24 protein-coding genes are annotated in these 26,228 nt (G+C 62.2%); 15 read left to right on the top strand and 9 right to left on the bottom strand.

All coding sequences use genetic code 11. The features are described 5' to 3' along the window. Window positions 1–7 precede the first annotated feature (7 nt). A complete protein-coding gene (locus NKI32_RS24190; RefSeq protein ID WP_023699045.1) occupies window positions 8–580 on the bottom strand; it encodes a GNAT family N-acetyltransferase in 573 nt (190 codons plus the stop codon). Beyond that, window positions 577–1,464 carry a phosphoserine phosphatase SerB gene (serB, locus tag NKI32_RS24185; protein WP_353003908.1) on the bottom strand — a complete coding sequence of 296 codons (888 nt, stop codon included), beginning with the start codon at window positions 1,462–1,464 and terminating at the stop codon, window positions 577–579. Before serB ends, NKI32_RS24190 begins: the two co-directional genes overlap by 4 nt. Between serB and miaA the strand changes: the two genes are divergently transcribed. Then, window positions 1,454–2,437 carry a tRNA (adenosine(37)-N6)-dimethylallyltransferase MiaA gene (gene miaA, locus NKI32_RS24180; RefSeq protein ID WP_353003906.1) on the top strand — a complete coding sequence of 328 codons (984 nt, stop codon included), beginning with the start codon at window positions 1,454–1,456 and terminating at the stop codon, window positions 2,435–2,437. The genes serB and miaA overlap by 11 nt on opposite strands. Window positions 2,438–2,568: 131 nt before the next feature. Continuing rightward, window positions 2,569–3,360 (top strand): GGDEF domain-containing protein, encoded by a 792-nt coding sequence (locus NKI32_RS24175; RefSeq protein ID WP_023690907.1) that lies wholly within the window; start codon window positions 2,569–2,571, stop codon window positions 3,358–3,360. Between the two features lie 225 nt (window positions 3,361–3,585). Here the strand turns inward: NKI32_RS24175 and NKI32_RS24170 are convergent, their stop codons facing one another. Next, window positions 3,586–5,418, bottom strand: a complete 1,833-nt coding sequence (locus tag NKI32_RS24170; RefSeq protein ID WP_353003903.1) for an ATP-binding protein — start codon at window positions 5,416–5,418, stop codon at window positions 3,586–3,588. Window positions 5,419–5,569: 151 nt separating this feature from the next. On the opposite strand from NKI32_RS24170, the gene NKI32_RS24165 reads away from it, so the two are divergent. From NKI32_RS24165 to NKI32_RS24155, 3 genes are read left to right on the top strand one after another with little or no spacing between them, the layout of a single operon-like run. Next, on the top strand, window positions 5,570–6,136 hold the full coding sequence (locus tag NKI32_RS24165; protein WP_352536195.1) for a helix-turn-helix domain-containing protein: 567 nt from the start codon (window positions 5,570–5,572) through the stop codon (window positions 6,134–6,136). A gap of 4 nt (window positions 6,137–6,140) precedes the next feature. Continuing rightward, entirely contained in the window at window positions 6,141–6,449 is a 309-nt protein-coding gene (locus NKI32_RS24160) for a hypothetical protein (protein ID WP_353003901.1), read from the top strand. 15 nt (window positions 6,450–6,464) lie between these two features. After that, window positions 6,465–6,986: a GNAT family N-acetyltransferase gene (locus tag NKI32_RS24155; RefSeq protein ID WP_023690909.1), complete on the top strand. Its 522-nt coding sequence runs from the start codon at window positions 6,465–6,467 to the stop codon at window positions 6,984–6,986. On the opposite strand, the gene NKI32_RS24150 is transcribed toward NKI32_RS24155, so the two are convergent. Together NKI32_RS24150 and NKI32_RS24145 are read right to left on the bottom strand one after the other, a co-directional pair. After that, window positions 6,983–8,785 (bottom strand): NAD(P)/FAD-dependent oxidoreductase, encoded by a 1,803-nt coding sequence (locus NKI32_RS24150; protein ID WP_023703001.1) that lies wholly within the window; start codon window positions 8,783–8,785, stop codon window positions 6,983–6,985. The two genes, NKI32_RS24155 and NKI32_RS24150, sit on opposite strands and share 4 nt — an antisense overlap. Window positions 8,786–8,923: 138 nt before the next feature. Next, window positions 8,924–9,814, bottom strand: coding sequence for a LysR family transcriptional regulator (locus NKI32_RS24145; RefSeq protein ID WP_353003897.1), 891 nt, complete (start codon window positions 9,812–9,814; stop codon window positions 8,924–8,926). A 121-nt stretch (window positions 9,815–9,935) separates the two neighbouring features. Between NKI32_RS24145 and tmpA the strand changes: the two genes are divergently transcribed. The 3 genes from tmpA to NKI32_RS24130 all read left to right on the top strand — a co-directional run bounded on the left by tmpA (window position 9,936) and on the right by NKI32_RS24130 (window position 12,491). Then, window positions 9,936–11,087, top strand: a complete 1,152-nt coding sequence (tmpA, locus tag NKI32_RS24140) for a 2-trimethylaminoethylphosphonate dioxygenase (RefSeq protein ID WP_353003895.1) — start codon at window positions 9,936–9,938, stop codon at window positions 11,085–11,087. Next, window positions 11,084–11,668, top strand: coding sequence for a (R)-1-hydroxy-2-trimethylaminoethylphosphonate oxygenase (tmpB, locus tag NKI32_RS24135; RefSeq protein WP_353003892.1), 585 nt, complete (start codon window positions 11,084–11,086; stop codon window positions 11,666–11,668). The genes tmpA and tmpB overlap by 4 nt, the downstream gene beginning before the upstream one ends. Before the next feature lie 394 nt (window positions 11,669–12,062). Beyond that, window positions 12,063–12,491, top strand: coding sequence for a hypothetical protein (locus NKI32_RS24130; protein ID WP_353003890.1), 429 nt, complete (start codon window positions 12,063–12,065; stop codon window positions 12,489–12,491). Between the two features lie 49 nt (window positions 12,492–12,540). Here the strand turns inward: NKI32_RS24130 and NKI32_RS24125 are convergent, their stop codons facing one another. The 3 genes from NKI32_RS24125 to NKI32_RS24115 all read right to left on the bottom strand — a co-directional run bounded on the left by NKI32_RS24125 (window position 12,541) and on the right by NKI32_RS24115 (window position 15,042). After that, entirely contained in the window at window positions 12,541–13,188 is a 648-nt protein-coding gene (locus tag NKI32_RS24125) for a LuxR C-terminal-related transcriptional regulator (protein WP_023668347.1), read from the bottom strand. Then, entirely contained in the window at window positions 13,185–14,576 is a 1,392-nt protein-coding gene (locus tag NKI32_RS24120) for a sensor histidine kinase (protein WP_023690914.1), read from the bottom strand. Before NKI32_RS24120 ends, NKI32_RS24125 begins: the two co-directional genes overlap by 4 nt. Before the next feature lie 163 nt (window positions 14,577–14,739). Further along, on the bottom strand, window positions 14,740–15,042 hold the full coding sequence (locus NKI32_RS24115) for a DUF1236 domain-containing protein (protein ID WP_023731684.1): 303 nt from the start codon (window positions 15,040–15,042) through the stop codon (window positions 14,740–14,742). A 579-nt stretch (window positions 15,043–15,621) separates the two neighbouring features. Between NKI32_RS24115 and NKI32_RS24110 the strand changes: the two genes are divergently transcribed. The 3 genes from NKI32_RS24110 (at window position 15,622) to ilvN (ending at window position 19,294) form a co-directional block, all read left to right on the top strand. After that, entirely contained in the window at window positions 15,622–16,512 is an 891-nt protein-coding gene (locus NKI32_RS24110) for a DUF1236 domain-containing protein (RefSeq protein WP_353003888.1), read from the top strand. A gap of 331 nt (window positions 16,513–16,843) precedes the next feature. Next, on the top strand, window positions 16,844–18,640 hold the full coding sequence (locus NKI32_RS24105; RefSeq protein ID WP_023668351.1) for an acetolactate synthase 3 large subunit: 1,797 nt from the start codon (window positions 16,844–16,846) through the stop codon (window positions 18,638–18,640). Between the two features lie 81 nt (window positions 18,641–18,721). Beyond that, complete coding sequence (gene ilvN, locus NKI32_RS24100; protein WP_023668352.1) at window positions 18,722–19,294, top strand: acetolactate synthase small subunit; 573 nt, start codon at window positions 18,722–18,724, stop codon at window positions 19,292–19,294. A gap of 11 nt (window positions 19,295–19,305) precedes the next feature. Here ilvN and NKI32_RS24095 read toward each other — a convergent pair whose 3' ends face one another. Beyond that, window positions 19,306–19,686, bottom strand: a complete 381-nt coding sequence (locus tag NKI32_RS24095; RefSeq protein ID WP_023702997.1) for a metalloregulator ArsR/SmtB family transcription factor — start codon at window positions 19,684–19,686, stop codon at window positions 19,306–19,308. A 156-nt stretch (window positions 19,687–19,842) separates the two neighbouring features. On the opposite strand from NKI32_RS24095, the gene NKI32_RS24090 reads away from it, so the two are divergent. The 4 genes from NKI32_RS24090 to NKI32_RS24075 all read left to right on the top strand — a co-directional run bounded on the left by NKI32_RS24090 (window position 19,843) and on the right by NKI32_RS24075 (window position 26,197). Beyond that, window positions 19,843–20,799 carry an acyl-CoA desaturase gene (locus NKI32_RS24090; protein WP_023823133.1) on the top strand — a complete coding sequence of 319 codons (957 nt, stop codon included), beginning with the start codon at window positions 19,843–19,845 and terminating at the stop codon, window positions 20,797–20,799. 122 nt (window positions 20,800–20,921) lie between these two features. Beyond that, window positions 20,922–21,518, top strand: coding sequence for a LysE family translocator (locus NKI32_RS24085; protein WP_023682076.1), 597 nt, complete (start codon window positions 20,922–20,924; stop codon window positions 21,516–21,518). Window positions 21,519–21,743: 225 nt separating this feature from the next. Beyond that, window positions 21,744–23,039: an efflux RND transporter periplasmic adaptor subunit gene (locus NKI32_RS24080; protein ID WP_353003885.1), complete on the top strand. Its 1,296-nt coding sequence runs from the start codon at window positions 21,744–21,746 to the stop codon at window positions 23,037–23,039. Continuing rightward, a complete protein-coding gene (locus NKI32_RS24075; protein ID WP_353003883.1) occupies window positions 23,036–26,197 on the top strand; it encodes an efflux RND transporter permease subunit in 3,162 nt (1,053 codons plus the stop codon). The genes NKI32_RS24080 and NKI32_RS24075 overlap by 4 nt, the downstream gene beginning before the upstream one ends. The last annotated feature ends 31 nt before the right edge of the window (window positions 26,198–26,228 follow it).

Genomic DNA, 26,228 nt, shown 5'->3' with positions numbered 1-26,228 from the left:
AGGGCGGCTAGTTAGCCGCCCTTTTTCTTGCCTGCCAGTCCTTGCGCGACAGGGTGTAGAGGACATGCCGCTTGAGGTGCGGGTGGCTGTCAGGGATGGATGGGTGGTCGAAATCGCGAGCCGGGTCAGGGCTCATGCCAAGACGCTCCATGACGGCCGTCGAGCGGCGGTTGGCCGCGACGGCGAAGGAGACGATCTCGTCCCGGTCAAGCGTCTCGAAGCCAAAGGCGAGCCAGGCTTCGGAGGCCTCCGTGACATAGCCCTTTCGCCAGAATTCCGGCGCCAACCGCCAGCCGATCTCGATCGTATCGGAGGGCAGGGACGGCACGTGATCGGTCTTTAAGAGGCCGACGAAGCCGATGCATTCCCCAGTCGCGGCGATCTCGGCGGCGGCAAAACCAAAGCCGTCCTCGGCGATCCAGCCCCGAAACTCGTCCATCTTGGCATCCGTCTCGGCGCGGTCGCGGCGGAACGGAAAAAATTCCATCACCCGCTCGTCGGAGTTGATGCGATGGAATAGTTCGCGGTCGCGCTCTTCCCAGTTGCGCAGGATGAGGCGCTCGGTGCGCATCGGTTTCATTGGGCGAACTCTTCCTGGCGGTAGCCCTGGAGATAAAGCAGTGCGGTGAGATCGCCATGGTCGATGCGGACCTTGGCTTCGGCAGCAACGGCCGGCTTCGCGTGGAGCGCGACACCGGTGCCGGCCAGGCGGATCATGTCGAGGTCGTTGGCGCCGTCGCCGACCGCAATCGCATCGAATGGCGTCAGGCCGAGGCGGGCCGAAATCTCGCTCAGCGCATCGGCCTTGGCGGCGCGGCCGAGGATCGGCTCGGCGACGAGGCCGGCAAAGCGCCCGTTCTCCTCGATCAGGCGGTTGGCACGGTTTTCCTGGAAGCCGAGCATGGCGGCGACACGGCTGGTGAAGACGTCGAAGCCGCCGGAGACAAGCGCCGTCCAGGCGCCATTGGCGCGCATCGTCCGCACCATGGCGCGGCCGCCCGACGCCAGCGTCAGGCGGTTCGCGATGATGCGGTCGACGACGGCCGTATCGAGGCCTTTCAGCAGCGCCACGCGTTCACGCAGCGCCGGCTCGAAAGCGATCTCGCCGTTCATCGAGCGTGCGGTGATGGCGGCGACGCGGTCCTTGACGCCGATCTCGTCGGCGAGTTCGTCGATGCATTCCTGGTCGATCATGGTTGAATCCATATCGGCAAGCAGGATTGTCTTGCGGCGGCTTTCGGCCTGCTGAACGATCACGTCGACCGGCTCGGAGCCAAGTGCCAAGCGCAAGGCGGCACTTGCCTCAGCGGCTTCCGCACCCTCGGGCAGCACCAGGTCGCAGGCGACGCCTTCGCCCAGCCAGCGAACAGCGCTTGCGCCGACCGACCGTGAGGCCATATTCGCAAGCGAGGCCGACATCGCGCGGCGGAGGGGGTGGGACACAAGCGTGGCAATGAGCGGCATCGAGACTTCCAAGCAGCTAGGCGAGGGCGGGCAGGCGGGCGAGGGCCGCGTGAAGGACGCGATCCTGATAGCCGGGCCGACAGCCAGCGGCAAGTCGGCGCTGGCGCTCGATCTCGCCGAGCGCAAGGGCGGCGTCATCGTCAACACCGATTCCATGCAGGGCTATTCGGTGCTCGATGTGCTGACGGCGCGGCCGAGCGCCGCCGAACTCGGCCGCGCGCCGCACTTTCTCTATGGCCACGTGCATCCCTCCACCGCCTATTCCACCGGCGCCTGGCTGCGCGACGTGATGAAGCTGATCGATGACGGCACGCTCGCCCGACAGCCCGACGACGCCGCCTTTGAACGTCCGGTGATTTTCGTCGGCGGCACCGGGCTCTATTTTCGCGCACTTGCCGAGGGCATTTCGGAAATGCCCGACATTCCGCAGCAGGTACGCGACCGCTGGCGCTACGAGTTAAAGGAGCAAGGCGCAGCCAAGCTGCACCGCATCCTGATGCATGAGGATTCGGCGGTCGCCATGCAGCTGAAGCCGACCGACGGCCAGCGCATCGTGCGGGCGCTGGAGGTGCTCGATGCATCCGGCCGCTCCATCCTCGAATGGCAGGCAGCGCGCGGCCGGCCGCTGATCGACCGCGACAGCGCTCGGTTCTTCGTTATCGAGCCGGACCGCGCCGCCCTTGTCGAGCGGATCGAAACAAGGTTCGACCGCATGCTCGATCTCGGCGCGCTCGATGAGGTCAAACGGCTTGCGGCGCTTGGCCTCGATCCCGAGCTGCCGGCGATGAAGGCGATCGGCGTTCGCGAACTTTCGGCCGCCATGGCCGGTGACATCAGCTTTCCTCAGGCCATCGAGCGCTGCAAGGCAGCGACGCGGCAATATGCCAAACGGCAAACGACGTGGTTTCGCCATCAGCTGGGACCGGAATGGCTGAGATTGCGGCCCGGCGACGGCCTGCAAGCCGTGATTTGATTTTCGTGCTGCTAATACAATTAAAGAAACAGAAGTAGGAATGAACATTCCCGCTCCGGTTGTCTGGATTAACCGTCCGTAAGGCGCCGGCATGCCATAGATCCGGGGGGTACTTTTCCAACGGGGAGCAGATGCGTTTCCACAAGGCGGAATCCGCATTTTTCGTCTTTATTTTCGTGATCCTGGCCGCAGGCCTGGTGACGCTTTATGCCTATGGTCAATTGCAGTCCATCGCGGTCGGTCACGATACGACTTCCCGGGTCGAGAGGATCGCTTATCTCAACACGCTGCTGTTTGTCACCGGGGTGCTGCTGGCGACAGCGCTGTTCTTCGGCGTGTTCTTCATCTACCCGTTGATCCGTAGGCAGGCGACGGAAGAGGGCAAGCTGCGCGCCATGACGGTTTCGCTCAGCGCCCGCTCGGAAACGCTGCAGCATGCGGCATTGACCGACGGCCTTACCGGCATGCAGAACCGGCGCTATTTCGACGATGCGCTGAAGGAATATCTCGAGGAATTCCGCCGCATCGAAAAGCCCGTCGGGCTGATGATCCTCGACCTCGATCATTTCAAGCAGGTCAACGACACGCATGGCCACGATGTCGGCGACGAGGTGCTGAGGGCAGTCGCCAATTGCCTCAAAGGCATGACGCGCTATCACGACGTGGTGGCGCGGCTCGGCGGCGAGGAGTTCGCCGTCGTCACCCCCAACATGGATGCGGAGTTGTTGGGCAAGTTCGCCGAACGCATCCGCAAGGCGATTGCCAACATGTCGGTGCTGTCGGGCAATGTCCGCCTCAAGATCACCACCAGCGTCGGACTCGCCGTCTGGGATCGGAAGGAAACCGCCGAGGAATTCTACCGCCGCGCCGACCGCCAGCTCTACGAGGCGAAGAGGCAAGGCCGCAACCGCGTCTGCGCCTAAAATCCCGAAGAAGAATTCATGAGGCCGGTTGCCTGACGTGGCTTTCTCGACTTCCGGTGCTCACGGACTAAATGTCCGCTCCGCTCCGGCTTCTCGAAAGCCACGCCATTCAATCCGGCCTGATGAATTCCCTTTCGGGATTTTGCCCAAGCGGGCCAACGAAGCCGAGCCCTGGCGCTCCGGCGGCTTCTCAATTGGCCGGCAAAAAAGTCGCTACGCTGAAGGTCAATCGTTCTGCGGGCGCATGCCGAAGGTTGTGGGCTTGAGGCCGTAGCGCAGGTCGAAATCGTCGTCGGGCTGGATGCGCTGGGCGGTGGCCGGCTTGCGGTAATCGGGATCGCCGGCCTGGCGGCCGGAATCCACTGCTTCGGCGAAGGCCATCTGCTGCTGCGGTTTCGGGACGTTGCGCAGCCGCTCGACGATGGCGGCGAGATCGACGTCGTTGCCGTCCTGCGAGAACTCGTCCTGCTCTCGCTTGGCGGTGCCGGGGATCAGGTTCTCCGCCAGTTTTTCGAACTTCAGCCGCATGGTCGTCGCCACGCCTTCACCGAAGGCGATGGCTTCGCGCTGGCCCATGGAGGACAGGAAGGCCAGCGTCGAGGCGGAGGAATCGGCGATCGCCGAGCGGATGATTGCCTGGTCCTGCTCATTGGCCAGCCGCATGGCGAAGAAGGTCGAGCATTGCGACAGGATGGTCGGATCGAGTTCACCCGGGCGCTGGGTGACGACGCCGAGATAGCAGCCATATTTGCGGCCTTCCTTGGCGATGCGCGACAGTGCATGCCTTGTCGGGGCGAAGCCTAGGCGCGGATCGGCCGGCATATAGCGGTGCGCTTCCTCGCACAGCAGCAACAGCTTCAGCCGGCCCTCGCTCCACAGCGCAAGGTCGAAGGCGAGCCGAGCCAGCACCGAACAGACGGAGTTGACCACTTCGGACGGCATGCCGGCCATCTCGAAGCAGGTCACCGGGCGGCCATGATGCGGCACACGGAAAATATTGCCGATCGTCTCGTGGATCGTGTCCTCGATCAGCCGCGAATTGAACATGAAGCGATAGCGCGGGTCGGACGCGGCGGACTCGATGCGCGTCTTCAGCGATTTCAGCGTCGGGCGGTCGTTCTTGCTTTCCAGGAGGCCCATGCGCTCGTCGATCTGCTTGATGAGATCGACCATGCGGTAGGGCACCGGCGTGTCGGCGGTCAGCGCATCGCTGCCGCGGCGCACGTAAGAGCCTGAATTGGGATTGCGATAGAGGTTCTTGGCGGCGGGGATCAGGTCGCGCAGGACATCGACTTCTTCCGGCACGATCTCTCGGCCGCGAAACAGCACTTCGGCGAATTCTTCGAGCCTGAACATCCAGAACGGCAGATCAAGCGTCTTGGAATCGACCCGGACGCAGAACTCAGGCAGGGATGCCGCGAATTCATTGTGCGGATCGAGAATGAGGATTCGCAGATCGGGCCGGGCGGCGATCGATTTGCGCAGCAGCAGCGAGATGGCGGTGGATTTGCCGACGCCGGTTGTGCCGACAACCGCAAAATGGCGCGCCAGCGTGTCGTCGATGGCGATGTTGGCGTCGATCGACTCATCCTGCGACAGCGTACCGATGGTGATCGAATGACGCCCGGCGAGATCGTAGACCGCCTGCAGATCACGGGTACGGATGCGGTGCGCTATGGCGCCGATATGAGGATAGGTGGTGATGCCGCGGTCGAACACCGGTTTGGCCCCCGGTTCGGCGCCGTCGCGCACTTCGCCGATCAGCTCGACGCTGACCTCGATGGGGTTTTGTCCCTCATTGCTCCAGGCGCGATCCGACTTGCCGATTTCGTAGACCAGACCAACGGTGCGCGATGTCCCGAGATTGATGGAGATCATCTTGCCGACGGTCCACAGGCCGGTGACCGCGCCTTCGATGTCGTCGGCATAGGCGCTGATGGTGGCGCGCGCACCGTCGCACTGCACGACGTTGCCGAGAATGCGCCTGTCGCTCTGCTCTGCGCGGCGGCGCTCCTGCGAGGTCGGTTCGCCGACGGAGGCTTCGCGCTCGACAAACATACGATCCGATCCCATTCCCGTGGAGCCTCGATCCTACACAGACGGGGTTAAGGTGGCGTGATGCGGGATGGTGTAGCAGGGGTTAACCCGTCAGCGAAAATTCAACCGGCCGTCCTCTTCCCCCAATCCGAAGATTCGATATATTGGACGAATGACTGATATAGCGAATGACATGTCGGCCACGATAGGCAGACGAATCCACGCCGAAAGAGCCTTGCGGGACTGGTCGTTGGCCGACCTGGCGAACCGCTCCGGCGTCTCCAAAGCCATGCTCAGCACCATCGAGCGCGGCATGACCAGCCCGACGGCCGCGCTGCTGGTGCGCATCGCCGCTGCTTTCGGCATGACGCTGTCGACGCTGATTGCACGCGCCGAGCAGCAAGGTGGCGGCCTGCTGCGCGAGAGTGAGCAACCGGTCTGGAGCGACCCCGGTACGGGCTATGTCCGGCGGCATCTGTCGCCGGTCTCCGACATGCCGCTCGAATTGATCCGGGTGCAGTTGCCGGCGGGCGCCAGTGTGAGTTTCCCGGCGGCGTCCTATGCCTTCATCAAGCAGCAGATGTGGCTGATCTCCGGGCGACTTGAGTTCACCGAGGGCGATGTCGTGCACAGGCTCGAGCCCGGCGACTGCCTGGCGCTCGGCGCGCCGTCGGACTGCACGTTCCATGCCGTCGGGCAGCTGCCCGCCGACTATCTGGTCGCGCTGGTCAGGGGCTGAAATCGTGGCAAGACGTCCCAAGCGCTCCGACAATGGCGGACCGCCGCTCGATGATTACAAGGGCCCGCCATGGGGCAAGGGCGATCCCTACATCTTCCTGGCCTGGCAGGCAGCGCATGCCCAGGCGTGGAAGGCGCCAAGCCGTGACGTGATGCTGATGCGCATGGAAAAGGCCGAGCGGCTTGGCCTGACCTATGAGGAATACACGCTCGAAATCCTCGAACGCGGGCTGCATCTGCAGCCGAAAGACACCGATCGCATCGCCGCGATCAAGGCGAGACGAAAGCGGCGCCGCGTCGCGCGTCTGGATTAGCAAGGGAAAGTGCAGGTGAGTCCCATCGAAATCAGGTCGCTGACTGCGGGAACACGCGACATGCTGGCCGACCTCCTGATCGAGACGGTCGCGGCCGGCGGCTCCGTCAGCTTCATGCATCCCTTATCCAGGCAAGCGGCGGAAACTTTCTGGAGCAACTCGTTGATGGCAGCAGAGAGAGGCGAAAGAGCGGTGCTGGGCGCTTGGTATGGCGACGCGTTGGTCGGCACCGTCACCTTGCTGCTCGACTTTCCGGTCAATCAGCCGCACCGGGCCGAGATCGCCAAGCTCATGACCCGCGTCGAACACCGCGGCAAGGGCATAGCGAGCCGGCTGATGCGGGCGGCCGAAACGCTCGCCGTCGAGAAAGGCCGCACGCTTCTGGTGCTGGACACCGCAACCGAGGAGGGCGCTTCCGGCCTTTACGAAAAACTCGGCTTCACGCTCACTGGCGAAATACCGGACTTTGCCCTGAAACCGCATGGCGGGCTGACCGGCACGCTCATCTACTGGAAGCGCATCGGCGGCGCTGCCTAACCCTTGTGGTGAACCTCTTGCAGCGCGTAGACCGGCGTGGCGATGCCTTCCATGCGCGCCTTCAGCTGCAGCGCCAGGAACTGGGAGTAATGGCGCGACTGGTGCAAATTGCCGCCATGGAACCACAGCGCCTCCTGCTGCGTCGGCTTCCACATGTTGCGCAGCTCGCCTTCCCAGGGGCCTGGGTCCTTGGTGGTGTTGGAGCCGAGGCCCCAGCATTTGCCGACCTTGTCCGCGACCTCCCGTGAGATCAAATCGGCCGCCCAGCCATTCATCGAACCGTAGCCGGTGGCGTAGACGATGAGATCGGCCGGCAGTTCCGATCCGTCGGAGAGCAGAACGGAGTGCTCCTTGATCTCCTTCACGTCGACACCGCTTTTCAACTTGATCGACCCGTCGATGATCAGGTCGGAGGCGCCGACATCGATGTAATAGCCCGAGCCGCGCCGCAGATATTTCATGAACAGGCCGGAGCCGTCATCGCCCCAGTCAAGCATGAAGCCGGCCTTTTCCAGGCCCTTGTAGAATTTGTCGTCCCGCTTCTTCATCTCGGCATAGGCCGGGATCTGGAATTCGTGCAGGATCTTGTAGGGCAGGGAGGCGAAGACGAGGTCGGCCTTGGCGGTGGTCATGCCGCTCGCGACCGCCTTTTCCGAATAGAGCGAGCCCAGGCCGATCTCCATCAGCGTGTCCGACTTGACGATATGCGTGGTCGAGCGCTGCACCATGGTGACGTCGGCGCCGGCCTCCCAAAGGGCTGCTGCAATGTCGTGGGCGGAGTTGTTCGAGCCGATGACGACAGCTTGTCTGCCGACATAGGCATCGGGTCCCGGATGCTTCGAGGAGTGATGCTGGTCGCCCTTGAATGTGTCCATGCCCTTGAAGTTCGGCATGTTGGCCTTGCCGGATTGCCCCGTGGCCAGCACCAATTGTTTCGGCTTCAGCGTGATGTCCTTGCCGTCGCGGCGCACGACAACGGTCCATTCCTTTTTCTTGTCGTCATAAACGGCGCTCTTGGCCTCGGTCGATGACCAGTAATTCAGCTCCATCACCTTGGCGTACATTTCCAGCCAGTCGCCGATCTTGTCCTTGGGCGCGAAGACCGGCCAGTTCTTGGGGAAGTCGATATAGGGCAGATGGTCGTACCAGACCGGGTCGTGCAGGCACAGCGACTTGTAGCGCTTGCGCCAGCTGTCGCCGGCACGCTCGTTCTTCTCGACGATGATGGTGGGCACGCCGAGTTGCCGCAGCCGGGCGCCGAGCGCGATGCCGCCCTGGCCGCCGCCAATGATGAGCGTATAGGGCTGCGTCTTGAAGCCGAGTTCGGCGGCTTCCTTCTCGCGCTCCTCCTTCCAGGTCGGGCGGTTCTTGCCATGGCCGTGCTTGGCGCCGAGCGGGCGGTCGAAACCGGCCGGCTCCTCATGGCCCTTGAGCTCGACCATGGTGGTGAGCAGCGTCCAGATCTTGCCGTCCTTCAGCCGGATGTGGCCGAAGCCGCGCGCGACAGACGTTTCGAAACTGATCCAGCCGTCGAGCACGCCGTCGCTTTCCGTGGCATCCTCGCCCTTGGCGATCGCCCAGTTCGACGGTTTGGTCCTGGCCAACTGGCTGACCAGCATGTCGCGCACCTGATCGCGGCCTTCCATCGTCTTGATGTTCCAGGTGAAGGTGACGAGATCGCGCCAGTAACAATCCTCCTGGAAGCAGGCGACCGCCTTGTCGATGTCGCCGGCGGTGAGTGCCGCGCCGAAGCGATCGAGCAGGTCGGAAAGCTTCTTGTTGGGGGCCTTGTCGAGCATTGAATTTCCTCCGCGATTTTTCCTGGCCGCCTGTAGCGAGCGGAACCCTGCCGAAGCTTGACGTCCGGCCTGGCGCAGTATCGCGACAAATTATGCGCCGCGTCACGTCGTCCAATAGTTTGCCGCGTATTCAGGGGCTTATCGGGAAATCGGGACGCCGAAGACCGTTGCGAACCAGCGGCGGACCGCTTCTTCGGCCGGGCTCAGATGCGCGCCCGAAGGTGCGGTCAGATAGTGGCCGGCACCGCTCGACAGCGTAAAGCCGGACAGGGTGACGAGAGATCCTTCGCGCAGTGCCGCGTCGGCCAACGGTCGCGATCCCAGCACCATGCCGGCGCCGTGCTTCGCCGCCTCCAGTGCGGTAACGAAACTGTCGAATTTGTGCGTGGGCCCGAGCGCCGGCTTCATCCGGGCGACGGCGAACCACTCGCCCCACATTTCCCGCGCGCCGACCACTGTAAGTCTCGGCAATCCTGTCCAATCCTTGGCCTTTGCGATATTTGGCGACGCCATCGGCGTCAAGGTTTCGCGGGTGAGGCGGTCGGCCTGCCGTCCGGCAAAGGAGCCGGAGCCAATGTCGAATCGGATGTCGAGACCCACAAAGCGCTCGCCGTAATCGGCCGGTGTGTGGATGGTCTCGATCTGCAGCTGGACGAAGGGCAGGTCCTTGGCCATTTGCGGCAGCTTTGGCGCGATCATCAGCACGGCAAACGAGATCGGCGAGCGTATCGTCACGCTCTGGACGGTCTTGGGTTCGAACAGCTCGCGCGTGCTGTTGGCGATCACGGCAAAGGCCGATTGCAGATGCGGCAGGTAGGCGGCACCCTCCGGCGTCAATTCGACGCCGCGCGCCAGGCGGATGAACAGCGGCTGCTTCAACCGCTCTTCGAGAGAACGGATGTGCTGGCTGACCGCAGCCTGGGTCAGGCCAAGCTCGGCCGCGGCGGCGGTGAAATTCGACAGCCGCGCGGCGGCCTCGAAACTCCGCAGCCAGTCAAGCGGGGGCAAGGGCAAGGTTGTTTCAGTCATAAACAGTTTATGGCCTTTGGCCGCAAAATGATAATTTGAGTTATGCCTTCAACATCATCACGATGCAACCGGAAACCCTGCGGAGTTGGCTGCGGGGCGCAGCGGACAGGAACGGATCTCCATGCTTACCCAGGTGCTGATCGGCGACGAAGGAAGAACGATCGACCTCGGGTGGAAGGACGGCGCGCGCACTCGCTTTCACGCCGTGTGGTTGCGCGACAATGCGCTCGACGACAAGACGCGCAGCGCCGGCAACGGCCAGCGGCTGATCACCATTCTCGACATTCCGGCGCAAACGCAGATCGGCGCAGCCGCGATCAAGGGCGATGCGCTTGAAGTCAGTTTCGAACCGGAGGGAAAGACGGTGCGCTTTCCTGCGGCATGGCTGAGCGCCAATGCCTATGACCGCGATGCCGCCCGACAGCCCGGCTGGACAGGCGAGGGCACCGTGCGATGGACCAGGGCCTCTATGCAGAATTCGGTGCCGCGCGCCGGCTATCTCGCTGCCAGCCGCGACCGCGCCGTCTTGCGGCAATGGCTGTCGGCGGTGAAGACCTACGGCTTCGCGGTGATGGACGATTTGCCGCCCGAATCCGGGGCGCTGTGCAAAGTGTCCGATCTGTTCGGCTATATCAGGGAGACCAATTACGGCCGATGGTTCGAGGTGCGCGCCGAGGTCAATCCAACCAATCTGGCCTACACCAATCTTGGCCTGCAGGCGCATACCGACAGTCCCTATCGCGATCCGGTGCCGACCTTGCAGATCCTGTCCTGCATCGAAAACACCGTGGAGGGCGGCGAATCCAGCGTCGTCGATGGTTTTGCCGCGGCGGCCGCGCTGCAGGCAGAAAACCCCGAAGGCTTCCGGCTGTTGAGTTCATACCCGGCGCGTTTCGGATATGCGGGGTCGTCGGGCGTGCGATTGCAGGCCAAGCGGCCGATGATCGAGCTCGGGCCGGATGGCGAACTCATCGCCATCCGCTTCAACAACCGCTCGCTGGCGCCGACGGTCGATGTGCCGTTCGCGGAGATGGAGGCCTACTACGCCGCCTATCGCCGGTTTGCCGAACTGATCGAGGATCCGTCCTTCGAAGTGACCTTCAAGCTCGAGGCAGGCCAGGCCTTCATCGTCGACAACACCCGCGTCATGCATGCCCGCAAGCAATTCTCCGGCGCCGGCAAGCGCTGGCTGCAGGGCTGCTACGCCGACAAGGATGGCCTTTTGTCGACGCTGTCGGCGATTGAACACGAGTTCAAGGAAGCCGCGGAATGAGCAGCCAGGATTTGAACGCGGACACCATCGTCGAATTCATCGCCGATATTTTCGAACGCCGAGGGGCGGAATCCTATCTCGGCGAACCCGTCACCATGTCGGAGCACATGTTGCAGGGCGCCTGGTTCGCCGAAAAGGACGGCGCGCCTGATGTGCTGGTGGCGGCAGCACTGCTGCACGATATCGGCCACTACACCAGCGAGTTCGGCACCTATTCGCCCGACGATATCGAGGACAAGCATCATGACGAAGCCGGCGGCGAGGTGCTGGCGCCGTTCTTTCCACCGGTGATCGTCGAATGCGTCAGGCTGCATGTCGCGGTCAAGCGCTACCTCTGCGCTACCGACCCGACCTATTTCGGCAGGCTGTCGCAGGCCTCGGTCCACACGCTGTCGCTGCAAGGCGGGCCGATGAACGCCGAAGAGGTGGCCGAGTTCCGCAAGAACCCGTTCCACGAGGAAGCGGTTCGGGTCCGCATCTGGGACGAGGCCGGCAAGATCGCCAACATGAAGACCCGGGCATTTCGCGACTACATGCCGCTGCTGCAGCGGGTTGTCCGCGACTTCGCCAATCGCGCCTGATCGCAATCCGGGGAAGGAACGGCATATGCACCGTTTCGACGGCAAACATGCGCTAACCGTATGCCGCCGCAGACTTGCCGCGAGCGTCTGCGTGCGCAGGCGCTCGCGCCTCGCTGCCGATCCCTACCGGTGACGAGCCTTGTCACCGCGGATTTTATTGCGACATCCGTCGGCGCGGCCCAAGATCAGTAGGTCAGACTTCGGTGTATATTTGACTCAGACGAAGGTCTGAGAATCGAGCTGCAAGCACGAAAGGAGAGTTTCCTCAGCGTTTGTGAGCCGCAATTTTGGGCTGTTCATTCTTGAATACCGTGACACATCATGATGTGATGGTGGCATGAATGGAGAAAGGCAGCCCCTGTTTTCATCCGTGCGTCGCCGGGCGTACTTTAGCTTGCGCGTATTCGCGGCGGTTGCGGTGACGATGCCGGTGCTTGGTCTGCGGTTGAGCCATGTCGACGGTTACAAGATCGAATTCGCCGCTGCCAGCGCCAAGAGCGGAAACAATGGCAAAGGTAACGGTGGTGGCAACGGTAGTGGTAACGGTAATGGCTCAGGCGGCAACGCCGGGAATGGCAACGCCAACGGAAAGGGAAAAAATGGTGCCGGCGACAACGCCGCCGGTAGCCAAGCTCCCAGTAGCCAAGTCAATGCCGCTGGCGACACGGTGACGGTACAGGGCGCCAAAATCCAGGTCGTGCATCGCGATGGATTCAGCGAAAGCATCGAGGCCGGCCGCTTCACTATGAAGGATCCGCTTGGAAGGACAATTGTCGAACGCGCCGTAAGGGCCTCCGACATTGCTCGTCTGAAAGGGCTGTAACTGTTGGTTCGCCAACCAGCATCCGACCTTCAGACAAGCCCCGATCTCCCTATACAAGACCCGTTTTGGGCGCGTGCATAAGAATGGCTGCTTCGGTGCGGTTTCGCACCTTTAGCTTTTGAAATATCCGAGTCATGTGGTGTTTTACCGTTTTCTCCTGCAGGTTGAGACGTTTGGCGACTTCTTTATTGCTCAGTCCTTCGCCTACCAAGGAGATTATCCCAAGCTCGCGTCCCGAGAGATTGGCAACGAGATCGGTTGTGCGCTTTTCCGGCCGGATCAGTTCATTCAAAAGCTGCGCTGACAGGGTCGGCGAAACATATTTTTTTCCTGCGGCTATATAAGTCAGCACCTCGGCCAGCGATGCCGCCCCAATCCCTTTCAGCACATATCCGCGTACGCCCAGCCTGAGCGCCGTTGCCAAATCGGCGTTCGCCTCCGAGACGGTGAGCATGACGATCTTGCAGTCAGGCTGAGTTGCAAGAATATTTTCCGCTGCCGCCAGACCCCCTCCCGGCAAACTGATGTCTAGCAGCAATATGTCGGGATTTGCCAAGGCCGCAAGCTGTTCGGCATCCGTCGCGGTTTCGCCCGCACCAACGACTTCGAAGCCGCCGATTTCGGCGAGGCTGCGAGCCACACCCTCGCGAAACAGCGGATGATCATCAACAATGGCAATCCTTATGGGAGCGGTCATTTCTGGTCCTCGATGTTGAGCGTTATGGTCAGCCGGGTCCCCCTGGGGCTCGAAAAGGTCTCGAAGTGACCTCCGATACTTTCGATACGTTCCCTCATACCGGCGAGTCCAAGTCCTTCACACGATCCCGACTGGAATCCAGGGCCGTGATCAAGCACTTGAATGAGGAGCTTGCCCTGCGTCACTCTCGCCTTGACAGCCTGCCCCTTGCCCAGACCGTGTCGCCAGGCATTGTTCAGCCCCTCCTGCGCGAAGCGAAAGATGCTTATTTTCTCGGACGTCCCCAGGTCGGGCAGGCGAGATGGCAGTGAAAGCGATACGGAGGAGGCCGTCCGGCGTTCATGTTCGGCAACCGCAAGCCGCAATATCTCCGCGACTGTCGAAGCTTCGATCTGTGGCAGCACGAGGCCGGTGCAGATGGCGCGGATCTCCCGCATCGCCTCGTCCAACGTATGATGGATATCGGCGATCTCGGTCTTCCGGTGGCTTGGGGATGCGGCGGGATCGAGCAGCAGAGGGCTGTCCATGCGCAGCGCAGCCAGTGCGACCAGCTGAGCTGGACCGTCATGCAAATCAGACCCGATGCGACGCAAGTAACGCTCGTTGATTGCCGTTGCGCGGCGCGACGCCTGCTGGACGCGCTCCCGCAAAGCGGAATTCTGCTCCAAAAGCAACTGAAGTTCGGCCACTTGTGTCTCAAGCGCTGAACGCTGCGTTTCGATAGTGCTGCTGCCGCGAAGCACGATTCCCGAGAGCATCGCCAAGGCGACCGCGGTCGCGCCAGCCACGAGCAGCCAGCTCGACCATAGTGCCGAGTTTAAAGTGCCCTGAAGATCGTCGGCTATCTCGTAGAACTCGGAAACGGCCACAACATCGCCCGACCACGGCTCTCGAACCGGATTGTAGATCTCGAGCAGCGAGGCGGTGGGGCTCTTCCGTTCCTTCCTTTCATTTTCGTCCAGATCATTGAATTGCGCCACCACGTTTCCACCGAACGCATGCAGCAAGTTCGCATTTGGCTCGAAGGTCTGGCCGATAAGAGCCGCGTCTTTGGCGTACAGCACCTTGCCATCACGCCGCCAAAGCACGAACGACGCCAGTTTTTTGCCGAGAGCACCCTGGTCCAGGGTTTCATCGAGCGCCCGTTTAACGGTGTCGCTGAGCTGCTGGCTTTTGCGCATATCCGGCAGGATTGGCGCGATGACACTGTCGACGTAAAGCGCGGTCGTGCTTGCAGAGTTGCGGATCACTCCATCTCGTATTTGCGAGGTGACCCATAGGCCGACGACCAGCATCAGCGACAGCAGCCCAATGCTTCCGACTATGATGAACTGCCAAGCCAACGATAGCCTGTTCCAGTTTTGATAGAGACTATCAATGTAGCGCACGTCTCAACCGACCCCGCGACTTTGGCCGCGCAAAAATGCCTAAGCCATCCTACATCTAGAACGGTCGATGGTGCGAGCAAGCGCTAGGTTGAATTGCCGGGGAAACCGCAATTTCAGGGCATGATCCCACCGCCACCCGCGGGGAACGGCGGTGGGATCAGCGTTACTGTATGATCTTGACGATCTTCCGCGTGCCGGGGTCGACCAGCACGGTTCGCCCGTCGACCACAACGTAGCGATACTTGACGCTCGGCACTTCATGCAGTTCCACCGTGTCGGGAATGGCGGTCCCCACGTTCAATTCGACACCTGGAATCTTCACCGACGCAAGGGGCTGCTTTTTCACGTATTCGCGCACAACCGTTTCCTGCTCCGGCGCGATGATGACGTCTTGAGCGGCAACTACGCCCGCGCTCGCGAGCAGCAAGAATCCGGCAATTGCGGTCGACTGGTACATGGTCGTCATGATTCTCTCCTTCATCAACGCTCATGCATCTTGCGCGAGCTCGATTCCGATACGGTGGTTGTTGGTGAGGTTGATGCACACCGCAAGCCGAACGGGCTTTTCGCGGCTGCGTTCCCGCGTGGGGCTTCGGTCCGGGCCTCATCGGGCCAATGGACTATAGGGAGAGGGACCAAAGTCTGGTGCCAGGCTGTAGAGGTCCTAGAGCCTCCTCAGGGCGGAACACAGGGTTCTCGGCATCGTTGAGATCAGCACTTGTGGGAGGCGTTAATGGACAACAGCGTCCATCAGGCACGATGGTTGCTCTTGCCTGTTTTCGGGGTAGCCATCCTGGTCATGACGACGGGAGTACTTCTAAGCTTGTGAGGCTGGTGTCATCGCTATGGGATCACAAGCTCAGAAAAAAGCAAAAATCTTGCGTTGCATTAATTTTTTGATGCAATTTGTAGCTGATTGTTGGCAAAACTACTGCCTACATTTATTGGTCTTCTTAGAAGCCCGATTTTATTCGCAAAATGCGGAACAAAGTATTTTTGACAGAGTTGGCTAGGCTGAGGGACCGACTCTTTAAGGAGAAAGCAGATGAAACATGTGTTGATCACGAGCATGATTGCGCTTGGCGTCGGGTGCGGCGCCGCGATCGCCCAGACCCAGGCTGTGCAGCCGAGCGGCGGCGACAACTGCGCCGCTGGCGCGGCCGATTGCCAGAAGGGCGGCAAGGCCGGCGAACAGGCGCAAGGCAAGATGAAGTCACAGACCGATCAGAATGCACAGGGCCAGGCTGGCGCCACGACCGATCAGCAGGCTCAGGGCAAAGCCAAGCTCAAGACGGATGAACAGGCACAGGGCAAGGCCGGGACCAGTACCGAGCAGAATGCTCAGGGTCAGGCCGGCGCCACGACCGATCAGCAGGCTCAGGGCAAGGCCAAGCTCAAGACGGATGAACAGGCCCAGGGCAAGGCCGGGACCAGCACCGAGCAGAATGCTCAGGGCCAGACCGGCACCAGCACCGAGAAGCAGGCTCAGGGCAAGGCCAAGCTCAAGACGGATGAACAGGCCCAAGGCAAGGCCGGGACCAGCACCGAGCAGAACGCTCAGGGCCAGACCGGCACCAGCACGGACCAGCAGGCCCAGGGCAAGGCCGGGACCACCACCGAGCAGAACGCTCAGGGCAACACAAACGTTCAGACCGACCAGGGCAATACGGCCTCGATCAACAACGTGACAGTCGAGCAGAAGACGCAGGTCACGCAGATCATCCACGAGACCAGGGTTGAGCCGGTGAAGAACGTCGACTTCGACATTTCGGTCGGCATCGAGGTGCCGCGGCACAAAGTGCGCCTGCACCGTCTGCCGGCGCGCATTGTCAAGATCGTCCCGGCTTACGAATCCTATGAGTACTTCGTGCTGGCCGACGGGCGCATCGTCATCGTCGACCCGGATACGTACAAGATCGTGCTGATCCTGACGTGACACGGCAGTGACTCTTGTTCCCGGCGCGGTGCGATTGAGGGGTATCGTATGCGCCGCGGTGGCCCGCCGACCAGAGGCGGCGGGCCACTTGCTTTCTCTTTCGCATCGCGCGTTTTTCCCGTTGACACCTTGCCTTTCACCCTCGTAGTGTCCGCCACGATGAAAAAGGCACTCATTCTCGTAGGAAAGCGCGTGGGCAAGGCGGTGTAACCGCCGGGCGAAAACCTCCCATGCGCAACACACAGGCTCCCATCGGGGGCCTTTTTTATTGCCCGAAACACGACTAAACGACCAGCAATCGCCTCATGGCTAGAAGTACGGGACCAGACCGATGAGCAACGGACAGAACGAACGGCGCGAAATGCCAAACAGGGAAATGACTGGCGCCGAAATGGTGGTGCAGGCGCTGAAGGACAATGGCGTCAAGCATGTCTTCGGTTATCCCGGCGGCGCGGTGCTTCCGATCTATGACGAAATCTTCCAGCAGGACGAGGTCGAGCACATCCTCGTCCGCCACGAGCAAGGCGCAGGGCATGCGGCCGAAGGCTATGCCCGCTCGACCGGCAAGGCCGGCGTCATGCTGGTGACCTCCGGCCCGGGCGCCACCAATGCGGTGACGCCGCTGCAGGATGCGCTGATGGATTCGATCCCGCTGGTCTGCCTGACCGGGCAGGTGCCGACTTCGCTGATCGGCTCCGACGCGTTCCAGGAGTGCGACACGGTCGGCATCACGCGCCCCTGCACCAAGCACAACTGGCTGGTGAAGGACGTCAACGAATTGGCCGCCACCATCCATGAGGCCTTCCATGTCGCGACGACCGGCCGCCCCGGCCCGGTGGTGGTCGACATTCCGAAGGATGTGCAGTTCGCCAAAGGCATCTATGTGCCGCCGCAGGCGGCGCCGCGCACCAGCTACCAGCCGAAGGTCCAGGGCGACCTGGAAAAGATCAAGGCCGCCGTCGAACTGATGGCCAGCGCCAAGAAGCCGATCATTTATTCCGGCGGCGGCGTCATCAACTCCGGTCCGGAGGCCAGCCATTTGCTGCGCGAACTGGTCGACCTCACCGGCTTCCCGATCACCTCGACGCTGATGGGCCTCGGCGCGTATCCTGCATCGGGCAAGAACTGGATGGGCATGCTGGGCATGCACGGCACTTACGAAGCCAATATGGCGATGCATGATTGCGACGTGATGATCTGCATCGGCGCGCGCTTCGACGACCGCATCACCGGACGGCTGACCGCCTTCTCGCCCAATTCGAAGAAGATCCACATCGACATCGATCCATCGTCGATCAACAAGAACGTGCACACGGAAGTGCCCATCATCGGCGATGTCGGCCGGGTGCTGGAGGACATGGTGCGGCTGTGGCGGGCGAGCGCCAAGGCCGACAAGAAGGCGCTCCATCCCTGGTGGGAGCAGATCGCCAAATGGCGCGCGCGTGACTCGCTCGCCTTCAAGATGAACCACGATGTGATCATGCCGCAATATGCCATCCAGCGGCTCTACGAACTGACCAAGGACATGGACACCTACATCACCACCGAGGTCGGCCAGCACCAGATGTGGGCGGCGCAGCACTATCATTTCGAGAAGCCGAACCGCTGGATGACGTCGGGCGGGTTGGGCACGATGGGCTACGGCCTGCCGGCGGCGCTCGGCGTGCAGATCGCGCACCCGGACGCGCTGGTCATCGACATCGCAGGCGACGCCTCGGTGCAGATGACGATGCAGGAGATGAGCGCGGCGGTGCAGCACAATGCGCCGATCAAGATCTTCATCCTCAACAACCAGTATATGGGCATGGTGCGTCAGTGGCAGCAGCTGCTGCACGGCAACCGCCTGTCGCATTCCTATACCGAAGCGATGCCCGACTTCGTCAAGCTGGCTGACGCCTATGGCGGCCACGGCATTCGTTGCGAGAAGCCGGACGAGTTGGACGATGCGATCAAGGAGATGATCGCGGTGAAGAAGCCGGTGCTGTTCGATTGCCGGGTGGCGACGCTCGCCAACTGCTTCCCGATGATCCCGTCGGGCAAGGCGCATAATGAAATGCTCCTGCCCGACGAGGCGACCGACGAAGCCGTGGCCAACGCCATCGACGCCAAGGGCAGGGAACTGGTCTAGGTCCAAGCCGGGGCAGGGCTGTCGAGAGAAGCCGTGCGCAAACAGAGAATTAGCTCAAAGTCTGAAATCGAGATTCATGTCATGAACGCACAGCTTCAACCGACCGGCTCCGCCTATTTCATCGCCAAGGAAACGGAAAAGCCGGAGAACCACACGCTCTCCGTTCTGGTCGACAATGAGCCCGGCGTGCTTGCCCGGGTCATCGGCCTGTTTTCCGGCCGCGGTTATAACATCGAGAGCCTCACCGTCTCCGAGACCGAACACGAGAAGCACCTGTCACGCATCACCATCGTGACGCGCGGCACGCCGCATGTGCTGGAGCAGATCAAGCATCAGCTCGAGCGCATCGTACCGGTGCACCGCGTCGTCGATCTCACCGTGCGCTCGCACGAGTTCGGCCAGGAGCGGCCGCTGGAACGCGAGCTGGCGCTGGTCAAGGTCGCCGGCACTGGCGAAGCCCGCGTCGAGGCGCTGCGTCTGGCGGATGCTTTTCGCGCGTCGGTCATCGACGCCAACACCGAGCACTTCATCTTCGAGATTACCGGCAAGGGTTCGAAGCTCGACCAGTTCATCGCCATCATGAAGCCGCTCGGCCTGGTCGAGATCTGCCGCACCGGCGTGGCGGCGATGAACCGGGGCCCGCAGGGGATGTAGTCTCAGTCCAACTATTTTACCGGCTTGGGATCGACCTTGCCGCTCGCCAGATTCTTACTCTCCCTTTTGATCGGGCGCGATACCGGACAGACGTCCTGGACGAAGCCGTTCAGCGTGTTAACCAGATTGTTCTGGACCAGCGAGTAGCGGATGAATTGTCCCTGCCGCTCCCTGGCGATGAGGCCGGCCGTCTCCAGGATGCTCAGATGCTGCGAGATCGACGGCTTCGACATGTCGAAGCGCGCCGCGATCTCGCCCGCGGTCAGCGAGGAGTGGGCGAGATAGGCGAGGATCTTGCGCCTCGGCTGCGATGACAGCGCCTCGAACACGCGCTGTATGGCGCTGCTTGCCCCGATAGCCGTGTCGCCATCCGCTGCATTGTCTTCGATCACCGCCTGCCTCTGTCGTTTCGCTTCCGGTATTTAGTCTATTGCCTAAATACCTAAATCGGAATAGTAGATAGTTAGCTTATTGCCTAAATAAGCGCCGGCGCGCCGGAAGGCAAGGCTCTTTGGTCCGGAAATGTTTCCTGCAGAGGAGGGGTGCCGATGAAGACCATATCCACAGGCAGAATGATCTCGCAGCCCTTGAGCGATGCCGAAGATGGCGAGGTCGTCTGGATGCCGGCCAAGTCGATCTGGGTCGGCGCGATGACGCTGATTGCGTTGGTGTTCGGGCCGCTGACCTTCAGCTGGAGCGCTTTCGCCCTGTTCGTAGCGACGACGGCGGTGACGATCTGCGCCGGACACTCGGTCGGCATGCATCGCCTGCTCATCCATCGCTCGTTCAGGGTTCACATCTGGCTCGAACACGCGCTGGTCTATCTCGGCACGCTCGTCGGCATGGCCGGTCCGTTCGGCATGATCTATGCGCATGACATACGAGACTGGGCGCAGCGCCAGACGGCTTGTCACGACCTGCACGCCCACCGCCGGCCTTTCTTCACCGACGCTTTCTGGCAAATGCATTGCGCCGTGGCGTTGCGCAATCCGCCTGACTTCGTCATCGAGCCGTCGATCAGAAACGACCGCTTCTACAAATTCGTCGAGCGGACCTGGATGCTGCAGCAACTGCCGTGGGCGATCCTTTTCTTGCTGCTCGGCGGGTGGAGCTGGGTGGTCTGGGGCATTGCGGTGCGTATCTCCGTGTCGCTGACCGGGCATTGGCTGGTCGGGCATTTCGCACATCGCAGCGGGCAGCAGGGCTGGCGTGTCGATGGCGTTGCCGTGCAGGGCTACAACCTGCCGCGTTTCGGCCTGGTGACCTTTGGCGAGAGTTTCCACGGCAATCACCATGCGTTTCCCGAATCCGCAAAGCTCGGCCTGGAACGCGGGCAGATCGATCTCGGCTGGCTCTTCATCCGCATCCTGGCTGCCCTCGGCCTCGCGCATGGCGTGAAGCTTCCCGGGAACACGCCGAGGCGCAAAGGCCTGCGGCGTGTGGCTGGCCGTCAGGAGGCGGCCGCCGCTCCCAGCCTGTTGTCGGCGCGGCCCCACGGCAGGTAGACTGTGCCGGCGTGGCTGGCTCGGATAGACGGATCACGGCGGAGCGCTTTGGACCAATCGAATGAAGTTGCGTCCAACGCCCTGTCGACTTAAGTCAGCATTGCTGACCTTTGTGAGCCGTCATGACCCTCGACGCTTTCCTTGCACTTTTGGTCTACGCCTTCGTGACCTCGATCACGCCGGGGCCGAACAACCTCATGCTCTTGGCGTCGGGCGTGAATTTCGGCCTCGTCAGAACCATTCCGCATATGCTGGGCATCAGCATGGGTTTCCTGGTACTGTTGCTTGCTGTCGGCTTTGGCCTGGGCGCGGTGCTGACGGCGTTTCCGGCCCTGCACACCGGATTGAAGATCGCCGGCGCTGCCTATCTGCTCTATCTCGCCTGGAAGATCGCCATGTCGCGCTCGCTGTCCAGCAAGGGTGAGACGGAGGCACGGCCGATGCGCTTCATCGAGGCAGCCGCATTCCAGTGGGTCAATGCGAAAGCCTGGGTGATGGCGATCACCGCCATGGCCGTCTACTCCAATCCGGACCACCCGTTCCTGTCGGTGGCGCTGATCGCGATCGCCTTCACCGTCGTCAACCTGCCGAGCGTCTCGGTGTGGGCCGGCTTCGGCACGGCGCTGCGCGGATTCCTGTCGGATCCGGTGCGGCTGAAATGGTTCAACATCGCCATGGGCGTGCTCTTGGCGGCGACGCTCTGGCCGATGCTGAAATAGACGCATCCGGCCTGAAATCTCAACCGCATCCTGGCTGGTTCTCCGACTGCTGAGCCGGCTGCATAGTCATTGTGCAGTGCACATTAAATCTTCGTAATGCCGTGTTTTGGCCCTTTTCCGACAAATGTGCGTCCTATCTACTTCGGCGAGATCGCGGCAAGGCGCCGTGATTGGGTAGAATGAGACCACCGGGTTCGGCGTGTCGGATCATAGGGCTTTTAGTCGATGCGCGGAAAAGTCGTTCTGGCGGTGGTGGTGGCAGCGGCCTGTGTCGCCGCGGCGTGGGTCTATTTTTCGCCGGCGGCGACGAGCAGTCTGCAGCAGATGCTGCCGGGCGCCAGGCAGACGGCAGCAGCGGACAAGCCGGTTGGATCGGACAAGGCTTCGGCCGACAATGCTGGCGGCAAATCCGGTGCAGGCGGCAATGGCGCTCGTTCGGCCTCGATCGTTTCCGCCACCGCGACGACAGCCGATTTCCCGATCCGCCGCTATGCCATCGGCTTCGTGTCGTCGCCGGCCGTGGTCAACATCAACGCCCGCGTGTCCAGCCAGATCGTATCGATCGACGTCAAGGACGGCCAGATGGTGAAGGCCGGCGACCTGCTGTTCTCGCTCGACGACCGGGCGCTCAAGGCGCAGCTTGCCAAGGATCAGGCGACGCTCGCCAAGGACCAGGCCCTGCTGACCAGTTCGGGCTCCGACCTCCAGCGCGCCAAGGATCTCGTCGCCAAGCAGGCCGGCACGCAGCAGACCTACGATCAGGCGGTGGCGGCGCACAAGGCTGCCGCGGCGACCGTGGACGCCGACAAGGCGACGATCGACGCCGACAATGTCCAGCTCGGCTTCGCCAGCATCAAGGCGCCGATTGCCGGCCGGCTGGGCGCCGTCAACGTTTCGGTCGGTGACCTGGTCACCTTGAGCAACGGCAACTCGAGCACGGCCACGCCGCTGGTGACGATCACCGAGATGGATCCGCTGCAAGTCAACTTCAACCTGCCGGAGAGCAACCTGGCGCTGCTGCACAAGGCGCTGGCCAACCCGCAGCAAGGCGCGGTGACGCTGACCAAGGATGGCGATCCGACGCCGATCGGCAAGGGCACGCTCGACTTCGTCGATTCCAGCGTCGACACCGCGTCCGGCACCATCGCGACACGGGCGAGCATTCCCAACGCCGATCTTTCACTGTGGCCCGGCCAGTATGTGAATGTCGTGCTCGACGCCGGCATCATGCCGCAGATGACATCCATCCCGACGGTCGCGGTCCAGCCCAGCCAGAAGGGGCCGTTCGTCTATGTCGTGAAACTGGACAATACGGTCGAGATGCGGCCGGTGCAGGTGGCGCTGACCGAAGGCGAAAACAGCGCCATCAGCGAGGGCGTCAAGTCGGGCGAGAAGGTTGTCGTCGAGGGCCAAACCAGGCTGAAGGACGGCGCCAGCGTGCATGAAGGCAAGGCAACTGCCGGCCGTCAGGCAGCGCCTAAGGTGGCGGAAGCCGACAAAGCCGGCGGAGCTGCCCAATGATCTCCGAATTCTGCATAAGAAGGCCTGTCGCGACGCTGCTGATGTCGTTCGCCCTCGTGCTGGGCGGGCTGTTTGCCTACAAGTTCCTGCCGGTGGCGGCGCTGCCGAGCGCCGAATTCCCGGTCGTCAATGTCTCGGCCAACCTGGCCGGCGCGTCACCCGAAACCATGGCCACTTCGGTGGCGACGCCGCTGATCAAGCAGTTCGCCACCATTGCCGGCATCGATTCCATCTCGACCAGCAATTCGCTGGGACGCACGTCCATTGCCATCCAGTTCGTGCTCAACCGGGATATCGACGCGGCGGCCGCCGACGTGCAGGCGGCGATCGCGCGCACGCAGCGGCAACTGCCGCCCGAGATGACAGCGCCGCCGAGCTATCGCAAGGTCAATCCGGCCGACGCGCCGATCCTTCTGATGTCGCTGGTCAGCGACACGGTTCCGCTCACCGACCTCGACGCCTTCGCCGAAAACGTCATCTCGCCCTCGCTGTCGACCATCGACGGCGTGGCGCAGGTGTCGATCTTCGGCCAGCAGAAATATGCGGTGCGCGTGCAGATCGACCCGACGGCGCTGGCGGCGCGCGGCATTTCGATCGACCAGCTGCAGACGGCAATCGCGTCGGCCAACTCCAACACGCCGCTCGGCGTCTTGCAGAACGACAAGCAGCAGCTGACCATCACGGCCAATACGCAGCTCACCGATGCCGCCGGGTTCTCCAACCTCATCATCGCCACCAAGAACGGCCATCCGGTGCGGCTGGGCGAGGTGACGCGCGTCATCGACTCGGTCGAGACCACGACGACTGCAAGCTGGTATGACGGCACGCGCGCCATCATCCTGGCGGTGCAGCGCCAGCCCGACGCCAACACGGTCGACGTCGTCGACAAGGTCAAGGCGATGCTGCCGTCGTTCAAGGACCAAATGCCGGCCGCCGCCGACATCAAGCTGCTCAACGACCGTTCGACCTCGATCCGCCAGGCCGTCAACGACGTCCAGTTCACGCTGCTTCTGACCATCGCTTTGGTGGTGATGGTGATCTTCGTCTTCCTGCGCCGGGTGACTGCAACCATCATTCCGGCCGTGGCGGTGCCGATCTCGTTGATCGCGACGCTCGGCGCCATGTTCCTGTTCGGCTTCTCCATCGACAACATCTCGCTGATGGGCCTGACGCTCGCAGTCGGCCTCGTCGTCGACGACGCCATCGTCATGCTGGAAAACATCTTTCGCCACATTGAGGAGGACGGTCTCTCGGCCTTCGATGCCTCGCTGAAGGGCGCGCGCGAAATCGGGTTCACCATCATCTCGATCTCGATCTCGCTGGTGGCGGTGTTCATCCCCGTGCTTCTAATGGGCGGCGTCATCGGCCGCATCTTCAACGAATTCGCCGTCGTGGTGACGGTCGCCATCCTGGCTTCGATGTTCGTGTCGCTGACACTGACGCCAATGCTGTGTTCGCGCTTGCTGTCGGTGACCAAGGCCGATCGCGACAAGCATGCCCCCGGCCACAAGCAGGATATCGTCACCCGCGGCTATGACCGGCTTTTGACCTTCTGCCTGCGCCACACTTTTCTGGTGTTCCTCGTCTTCGCCGGCACGGCGGCAGGGTCGGTCTGGCTGATCGAGGTCTCGCCGAAAGGCTTTTTCCCGCAAGAGGATATCGGCCAGATCTCGGTTACGACGATCGCCAGGCAGGACATCTCCTACGACGCCATGGTCAAGCTGCAGAACCAGGCGGCAAGTGTCTTCTCGCATTCGCCCTATGTCTCGCATGTCGCCTGGTCAGCCGGCGGCGGCAACAATGCGCTGAACCAGGGCCAGCTCTATGTGCAGCTGAAGGACAAGAGCCAGCGCCCCGACATCGACAAGGTGCTATCGGATCTGCGGCGGCAACTGGCCACTGTGCCGGGGATCGATGCCTATATGCAGCCGGTGCAGAACCTGCGGCTTGGCGCGCGTTCTTCCGCCAGCGCCTACCAGCTCGTCGTTCAGGGCCTCGATACCGGCCTGACCGACACATGGGCGCAAAAGCTCAACGATGCGATGGCGGCCGATCATGCGAATTTCACCGACGTCACCAGCGATTTGCAGAACAATTCATTGCAGGCGACGCTGGTGGTCGATCGCGACAAGGCGGCGTCGCTCGGCATCGACACCGACACGCTGCGCTCCAGCCTCTATGGCGGCTTCGGCACGGAGCAGGTCTCGACGATCTTCGGCTCGGCCGACAGCTACGAAGTCATCATGGAGCTCGATCCCAACATCGAATGGTCGCCCGAGCGCATGCTGGCCATCCAGGTCAGGACGGCAAGCGGCAGCCTGGTGCCGCTCGGCGCCTTTGCCCGCGTCGACCGCACCGCCGGCGCGCTGACGGTCAACCAGCTCGGCCAGCTGCCGGCGGTGACCATCTCCTACAACCTGCCGCAAGGCGTGGCGCTGGGCGACAGCACGGCCCGCATCGCCGCGCTGAAGGAGCAGATCGGCATGCCGCCGGCGATTTCGACCAGCTTTGCCGGCACCGCCAAGACCTTCCAGGATTCGCTGGCCAATCAGGGCCTGCTGATCGGCGGCGCCATTCTGACCATCTATATCGTACTCGGCATCCTCTATGAGAGCTTTATCCATCCGCTGACCATCCTGACCGGCCTGCCTTCGGCGGTGCTGGGCGCGGTGGTGGCGCTGCGCTTTGCCGGCATGGACCTGTCGGTGATCGCGGTGATCGGCATCCTGATGCTGATCGGCATCGTCAAGAAGAACGGCATCATGATGGTCGACGTCGCGCTGGAGCTGCGACGAGAAGGCATGTCGGCCAAGGAATCCATACACAAGGCGTGCCTGATGCGTTTCAGGCCGATCATGATGACGACGTTGGCGGCGCTGATGGGCACGTTCCCGATCGCGCTCGGCACCGGCGCCAGTGCTGAGCTGCGCCAGCCGCTCGGTGTCGCGGTCGTCGGCGGGCTGCTCGCTTCCCAGGCGCTGACGCTGTTCGTCACCCCTGTCATCTATGTCTATTTCGAGAATTTCTCCGGCTGGCTGGTGAGCTTCTTCTCTTCGAAAAAGAACAGGCCGGAGCTGCATGCGGTCGAGAGCGGCGAGCAGGCCTCGCTGTTCGGTCCCGAGGATCGGCTCGAGCCGCAAAAGGCCGCCGCCGAATAGGCGATAGCCCGTGGCCCAAGCTGTCATGCTT

The organism is Mesorhizobium sp. M0761, assembly GCF_040320205.1.
Lineage (GTDB): Bacteria > Pseudomonadota > Alphaproteobacteria > Rhizobiales > Rhizobiaceae > Mesorhizobium.
The sequence above is the reverse complement of the archived record's forward strand: the minus strand, read 5'-3'. Positions and strand labels throughout refer to the sequence as shown.

Excerpts from the sequence above, each read along its gene's own strand:
- NKI32_RS24110 (WP_353003888.1), top strand. The coding sequence starts at position 15,622 with ATGAAACATGTGTTGATCACGAGCATGATTGCGCTTGGCGTCGGGTGC.
- NKI32_RS24105 (WP_023668351.1), top strand. The coding sequence starts at position 16,844 with ATGAGCAACGGACAGAACGAACGGCGCGAAATGCCAAACAGGGAAATG.
- tmpB (WP_353003892.1), top strand. The coding sequence starts at position 11,084 with ATGAGCAGCCAGGATTTGAACGCGGACACCATCGTCGAATTCATCGCC.
- NKI32_RS24115 (WP_023731684.1), bottom strand. The coding sequence starts at position 15,042 with ATGACGACCATGTACCAGTCGACCGCAATTGCCGGATTCTTGCTGCTC.
- NKI32_RS24090 (WP_023823133.1), top strand. The coding sequence starts at position 19,843 with ATGAAGACCATATCCACAGGCAGAATGATCTCGCAGCCCTTGAGCGAT.
- serB (WP_353003908.1), bottom strand. The coding sequence starts at position 1,464 with ATGCCGCTCATTGCCACGCTTGTGTCCCACCCCCTCCGCCGCGCGATG.
- NKI32_RS24080 (WP_353003885.1), top strand. The coding sequence starts at position 21,744 with ATGCGCGGAAAAGTCGTTCTGGCGGTGGTGGTGGCAGCGGCCTGTGTC.
- NKI32_RS24075 (WP_353003883.1), top strand. The coding sequence starts at position 23,036 with ATGATCTCCGAATTCTGCATAAGAAGGCCTGTCGCGACGCTGCTGATG.
- tmpA (WP_353003895.1), top strand. The coding sequence starts at position 9,936 with ATGCTTACCCAGGTGCTGATCGGCGACGAAGGAAGAACGATCGACCTC.
- NKI32_RS24175 (WP_023690907.1), top strand. The coding sequence starts at position 2,569 with ATGCGTTTCCACAAGGCGGAATCCGCATTTTTCGTCTTTATTTTCGTG.
- NKI32_RS24170 (WP_353003903.1), bottom strand. The coding sequence starts at position 5,418 with ATGTTTGTCGAGCGCGAAGCCTCCGTCGGCGAACCGACCTCGCAGGAG.
- NKI32_RS24165 (WP_352536195.1), top strand. The coding sequence starts at position 5,570 with ATGACTGATATAGCGAATGACATGTCGGCCACGATAGGCAGACGAATC.
- NKI32_RS24125 (WP_023668347.1), bottom strand. The coding sequence starts at position 13,188 with ATGACCGCTCCCATAAGGATTGCCATTGTTGATGATCATCCGCTGTTT.
- ilvN (WP_023668352.1), top strand. The coding sequence starts at position 18,722 with ATGAACGCACAGCTTCAACCGACCGGCTCCGCCTATTTCATCGCCAAG.
- NKI32_RS24190 (WP_023699045.1), bottom strand. The coding sequence starts at position 580 with ATGAAACCGATGCGCACCGAGCGCCTCATCCTGCGCAACTGGGAAGAG.
- NKI32_RS24150 (WP_023703001.1), bottom strand. The coding sequence starts at position 8,785 with ATGCTCGACAAGGCCCCCAACAAGAAGCTTTCCGACCTGCTCGATCGC.
- NKI32_RS24145 (WP_353003897.1), bottom strand. The coding sequence starts at position 9,814 with ATGACTGAAACAACCTTGCCCTTGCCCCCGCTTGACTGGCTGCGGAGT.
- NKI32_RS24085 (WP_023682076.1), top strand. The coding sequence starts at position 20,922 with ATGACCCTCGACGCTTTCCTTGCACTTTTGGTCTACGCCTTCGTGACC.
- miaA (WP_353003906.1), top strand. The coding sequence starts at position 1,454 with ATGAGCGGCATCGAGACTTCCAAGCAGCTAGGCGAGGGCGGGCAGGCG.